This window comes from Nocardia mexicana NBRC 108244 (assembly GCF_001613165.1).
Lineage (GTDB): Bacteria > Actinomycetota > Actinomycetes > Mycobacteriales > Mycobacteriaceae > Nocardia > Nocardia mexicana.
In genome coordinates this window covers 24,024-30,040 of record NZ_BDBV01000069.1, presented here as the reverse complement: position 1 = coordinate 30,040, position 6,017 = coordinate 24,024, and the positions used below count along the sequence as shown (strand labels likewise).

The 6,017-nt window shown below is 66.8% G+C and carries 4 protein-coding genes; all 4 read right to left on the bottom strand.

Annotated elements, in window-relative coordinates:
- Window positions 1–1,742 (bottom strand): DNA topoisomerase subunit B (locus NM1_RS26665; protein ID WP_068025464.1); only part of this gene is annotated, 1,742 nt, incomplete at its 3' end.
- Between the two features lie 380 nt (window positions 1,743–2,122).
- The gene (locus tag NM1_RS26660) at window positions 2,123–2,695 is read right to left on the bottom strand and encodes a DUF721 family protein (RefSeq protein WP_068025510.1); all 573 of its coding nucleotides are present in this window, start codon (window positions 2,693–2,695) and stop codon (window positions 2,123–2,125) included.
- A gap of 155 nt (window positions 2,696–2,850) precedes the next feature.
- Complete coding sequence (recF, locus tag NM1_RS26655; RefSeq protein ID WP_068025461.1) at window positions 2,851–4,065, bottom strand: DNA replication/repair protein RecF; 1,215 nt, start codon at window positions 4,063–4,065, stop codon at window positions 2,851–2,853.
- Between the two features lie 174 nt (window positions 4,066–4,239).
- Entirely contained in the window at window positions 4,240–5,409 is a 1,170-nt protein-coding gene (gene dnaN / locus NM1_RS26650) for a DNA polymerase III subunit beta (RefSeq protein WP_068025450.1), read from the bottom strand.
- Between the last annotated feature and the right edge of the window lie 608 nt (window positions 5,410–6,017).

Here is a 6,017-nt window from a genome sequence, read left to right as displayed (position 1 = left end):
CTGCGCTGCCACTTGAGCTTGTACAGCGGCGGGCAGGACAGATACACGTGACCGTGCTCGACCAGCGGACGCATGAATCGGAACAGCAGCGTCAGCAGCAGCGTGGAGATGTGCTGACCGTCCACGTCGGCGTCGGACATCAGGATGATCTTGTGATACCGCAGTTTCGCGATATCGAACTCGTCGTGGATACCGGTGCCGAACGCGGTGATGATCGACTGGACCTCGTTGTTCTTGAGGACCCTGTCGATGCGCGCCTTCTCGACGTTGATGATCTTGCCGCGCAGCGGCAGGATCGCCTGATACATCGAATCACGACCGGATTTCGCCGAGCCACCGGCGGAGTCGCCCTCGACGATGTAGATCTCGGACAGCCGCGGATCCTTCGAACGGCAGTCGGCGAGCTTGCCGGGCAGGCCGCCCAGATCCGTTGCGCTCTTGCGCCGCACCAGTTCTCGCGCCTTGCGCGCGGCGACCCGCGCCTGTGCCGACGAGACGGCTTTCTGCACAATCGTTTTCGCGTCGGCAGGGTTGGCCTCGAACCAGTGCGCCAGGTTCTCGTTGCAGGTGCGCTGCACGAACGACTTGACCTCGGTATTGCCGAGCTTGGTCTTGGTCTGGCCCTCGAACTGCGGCTCACCGACCTTCACGCTCACGATGGCGGCCAGTCCCTCACGGATATCGTCACCGGTGAGGTTGCCGTCCTTGTCCTTGATGAGCTTCTTGTCCTTGGCGTACTTGTTCACCACCGAGGTGAGCGCCGCGCGGAAACCCTCCTCGTGCGTGCCGCCCTCATGGGTGTTGATCGTGTTGGCGAAGGTGTGCACGGACTCGGAGTAGCCCGAGTTCCACTGCATCGCCACCTCGAGCTCGTGACCGGTGCCCTTGCTGGTGAAACCCACCACCGTGTTGTGGATGGCCTGCTTGGTCCGGTTGATGTGCTTGACGAAGTCCTCGAGGCCGCCCGGATAGTGATAGGTGCGGGTCTTGACCTTCTGCTCGGCGGCGGCCGCCGCCTCGCCCTCGGCATGCTTGGGCGCCTCGGCGGTATCGCTGACCACTTCCTCGGTGATCTCGGACTCGGTCACCCGCTGATCGGTCAGGGTGATGGTGAGGCCCTTGTTCAGGAATGCCATCTCCTGCAGCCGGCGCGACACCGTCTCGAAGTTGTAGAAAGTGGTCTCGAAGATGTCCGGATCCGCCCAGAACCGGATCGTGGTGCCGGTGCGCTTGGTCGCGTCGCCCTGCACCAGCTTGCCGGGCTTGGCGTCCTTGTACTCCTGGGTCCAGTGATAGCCGCCGTAGTCGATATCGGCCTGGAGCCGAGTCGACAGCGCGTTCACCACGGAGATACCCACGCCGTGCAGACCGCCCGACACCGCATAGGACTCGGAGTCGAACTTGCCGCCGGCATGCAGCTGGGTCATGACCACCTCGATGGTGGGGATGCCCTGCGCGTGCATGCTGGTGGGGATGCCGCGGCCGTCATCGACCACCTCGACGCCACCGTCGGCCAGCAAGGTCACATCGACGCGGCTGGCGTAGCCCGCCATCGCCTCATCGACGGAGTTGTCCACAACCTCCCAGATCAGGTGGTGCAGACCGCGCTCGCCGGTGGAACCGATGTACATACCGGGGCGCTTGCGGACCGCCTCCAGTCCCTCCAGGACCGTGATGCTGGAGGCATCGTAATCCTGCTGTTTGCCCTTGGTCGAGCTTGCATTGGAGTCGTTGGCAGCCACTGCTCGGTAGCTCTCCTTACTTGCTGATCCCTCGACGCAGCGTCGAGCAACACACAGGGGACCCCGAGTGACATCTGCTCGAGATGACGAACTGCTCGAGAATTACGGGTCCTTGCGCGGGCTTGCCCGGAACGCGTCGAAGGTATCGCCGCTAGTTACCCCACCATCCTACTGGTACACCTGGCTCAGGATGCACCTATGACACCCCTGAGAGGGTCGTGAGTGCGTGAAATCGGTCGCTGCCGGGTCTGGTTGTAGGGTTCGACGCTCCGGCGGGCCTCAGTGGCTCGTCGAGAGGTGGCCGGAAAAGTTTGCGGAAGAGTTGGGCGATCTTCGAGCGACCGGCCGATTCCGCGGCGACCCGGTTCCACGTGAAACCCTCACCCGTAGGTATCGCGCGGCCCGCGACCCTTGATATGACGCTCACCCTTGCGCCAGCTCGGCGCGGCCGGGCCGCTGATCTTCAGCGACGTGACCACGCCCTGACCCACCGCGGCGACGATCTTCGCGAGGATCTGGGACTGCAGCATGCGCAGCTGGGTCGCCCACGCGGTCGATTCCGCCTGAATGCTCAACACGCCGTCGGTCAGCGACACCGGAGTGGCGTGCGCGGCGACATCGTCGCCGACCACACTCGCCCACCGGCCGAACACCATGCCCTCGGCGACCTTGCCGGACCAGCCGCGACTCTTCGCCAGCGCACCGGCGAGCGTGGCCAGCCGCTGCGGGTCGCGTTCGTCCGGGCGGGCCCCCGACCATCCGGAGCGCCGCCGCAACGCACGAACCCCGCCCCTGCGCGGCGACGCCCGCCCCTGGCCGACCGATTTGCCGCTGGCCTTGGCCGCGGCCCGCGCCTCCTCCAGCGCACGCCGCGCCAGATCGACACCGCGCAGTTCGGTACCGGACTCGGCCGGAGCAGCCGCTTCCGCATCGCCGTACTCGGGTCCGTCCACCACCACTCCTCTCGCTCGTGATCCTTCGTGGCCCGGGTGGATTCCACATGCCCCGGGCCGGGCATTGCAGGACAGGCTAATCGGTCGGCATCCGACTTCCGGCGTGCCGCGGCCGGTGTCACGTGACATTGTTGTGACATCGGCGGTTTCACCGCCTATCCGTCCTCCGGCGCCGCCGCGAGTGGAAGACCGGCCTGATCCACGATGTGGGACGTGCGCTCGTCTGCCTCGCCCGCGGTCTCCACCCGCAGCGGGGTGGCCTCGAGTTCCGGCGGGACGTCTTCCGGGACCGCCGCGGTGATCAGGACCTGTTCCGCCGTGGCGGCCACCGCGGCCAGGGCGGCGCGGCGGCGGCGATCCAGTTCGGCGAAGACGTCGTCCAGGAGCAGGACCGGATCGGTGCCGACGCTGCGCAGCAGTTCGAAGGCCGCCAGCCGCAGCGCCAACGCGAACGACCACGATTCGCCATGGCTGGCAAAGCCTTTCGCCGGCGCCGAGCCGAGCACCAGCTCCAGATCGTCGCGATGCGGGCCGACGAGGCACACCCCGCGCTCGAGTTCCTTCCCGCGGGCGGCGGTCAGTTCCCGCACCATGATCGACTCCAGCGCCGCGGTGTCGTCCGGCTCCGGCGCGCGTCCGGTGTCCAGGAACTCCGGTGGCAGGTACGCACTGCGGTAGCGGATGGAGGCGGTGCGCGATTCCGGGGCGATCGAGCGGTAGGACTGCTCCAGATAGGGGTGCAATTCGTGGACCAGGCGCAGCCGCTGGGCGAGCAGTTCGGCGCCGTGTGCGGCGAGGTGGCCGTCCCACACGTCCAGCGTGCTCAGGTCCGCCGGTGTGCCCGACCGCGAGCGCGACTGCCGCCCTGCGGTTTTCAACAGCGCCGACCGCTGCCGCAGCACCCGGTCGTAATCCGAACGCACCCCGGCCAGCCGAGGTAACCGGGCGGTACACAGCTCGTCGAGGAAGCGACGGCGCTCCGACGGGTCGCCCCGGACCAGCGCCAGGTCCTCCGGCGCGAACAGCACCGTCTGCAGGATCCCGAGGATCTCACGCGGCCGCCGCACCGGCGAGCGGTTGATCTGAGCCCGGTTGGCGGACCCCTGGTTCAGCTCGATGTCGATCCGCAGCTCGCGGCCGGAGTTCACCACCGTCGCACCGATCCGGGAGCGCTGGGCCCCCAACCGGATCAGCGGCGCATCGGTGGACACCCGGTGCGAGCCGAGGGTGGCGAGATAGCCGAGGGCCTCGACGAGATTCGTCTTCCCGTTGCCGTTCGAGCCCAGGAAAACCGTTCGGCCCGTGGTCAGTTCGAGTTCGGTCTGCTCCCACGAGCGAAAGTCCCGCAGGCTCAACGCCCGGACGTGCATCGCTCAGTTCACCGTCCCCGCAGGCGTTGTGCACAACTCGGTATTGCGGCATGAGTTGTCCACGTGCCCAGAGTTTTTCACAGAGTTATCAACATTGTTCACAAAGAATCCGGCAGGAATCACGGACCCGGTGGCCGGCCTCGGGCCATCGGGTCCGGTGTGCACCCGCCGGACTCAGCCCGGCAGTCGAACCGGCATCAGCAGGTAGGTGTACGTGCCGCCCAGGGCCGCGAAGGCGCCGGACTCGAGCACCTCCGGGTCCTCCTCGGTGGTCGGGCACAGCACTGCCGGACGGCTGGGCGTGGTGAATCCGAAGGTCACCCGGTCCGAGTGCAGCGCGGACAGGCCGTCGTTGAGGTAGCCCGGATTGAAGGCGATAGTCAGTGGCTCACCGCGGAATTCGGCCTCCAGCCACTCCTCGGCGCGGCCCGCGTCGTCGCCGCCGGCCGACAGCAGCAGCCCCTGCTCGGAGAACTCCAGGCGCACCTGGGCACCGCGCTCGGCCACCAGCGCGACACGCTTGATGGCATCGATCAGCGCACTCACCTGCAGGGTCGCGATCGAGGTGTGCTCCTTGGGGAGCAACTGGCGGAACTTGGGGAATTCCGCGTCGAGCAGCCGGGTGGTGGTGCGGCGGCCGCCGTTGACGATGCCGAGCAGACCGTCGGTACCGGTGCCGAAGGCGAGTTGCACCGGCTGGTCGGAGGTGCCCAGCGTCTTGGCGGACTCCGACAGGGTGCGCGCGGGCACGAGGACGGCCGTCTCCACGTCGTCGCGTCCGGGCTGCCACTCCAGATGCCGGACCGCGAGGCGGAAGCGGTCGGTGGCCGCGAGAACGACCTTGGAACCCTCGATCTCGACCCGGATACCGGTCAGCATCGGGAGCGTGTCGTCGCGGCCCGCGGCGACGGCCACCTGGCCGACGGCCCCGGAGAACAGGTCCACGCCGAGCTCACCGGTCTGCGGCGGCAGTTCGGGCAGCTGTGGATAGTCCTCGACCGGCATGGTCGGTAGCGAGAACTTCGCACTGCCGCAGGCGATCAGCACGCGAGTGCCGTCGACGGAGACATCCACCGGCTTGTTGGACAGCGCCTTGGTGATGTCGGCCAGCAGGCGGCCGGAGACCAGCACCTGCCCCGGGCCGGCGACCTCGGCGGCCACTCGCATCTGGGCGGAGACCTCGTAGTCGAAACCGGAGACCGTCAGCCCGTCCTCGTCGGCAACGAGGAGGACGCCGCCGAGCACCGGTACCGGCGGGCGAGACGGCAGACTGCGGGCCACCCAGGCGACGGATTCGGCGAAATCCTCGCGAGCGACCCGAAACTTCATGCTTGCAAGCTCCATCGCCCGGTATGTCCTCTCCCAAGTCTCGATCGGTCGTGATCCGTTCGGCTCAACGCCGTTTCATGCAGGGGTACTGGATCGGCCGCTCTGCTGTCTCACCGCAGTGTGTCACAGGCGACCGACATCAAACCGTACCCGCGAAGACGACGAATGACCACGCCGCCCTCCCGGTGCGTCGCCCGGGGGTCTGTGGACCCGTTCTCCTCATGGCTCCTTCGTTCACCGAGTCCCGGGATGCCGATCGTGCCGTCGCTCCACGAACCGAGTTTCCACACACCCTGTTTTGAAAGAAGTTATTGAAGAAGAAGAACTGAAACAGTAGTAGGCACTGTGGATTCTGTGGACCACGGGCGAATCCGCTGCTCGGGGGGCGTGGCGGCGTGGGGATGTCCGTCGGGTGACTCGAGGATGAACGTGGAGTCGCTGTGGAGGTAACAAATCTGTCCCAGCCCCATCCTCGAGCGGTCCTCGAGTTGTTCCATCACGATGCCCGGTTTGTGCACATCTGTGCGCAAACCAGTGGACAACTCGAGGATTCCTCGAGGACCTGACAGGGACTCCTCGAGGAATCCACAAGCACAACTCCCGATCGGCGCAGGTGGGGGCCG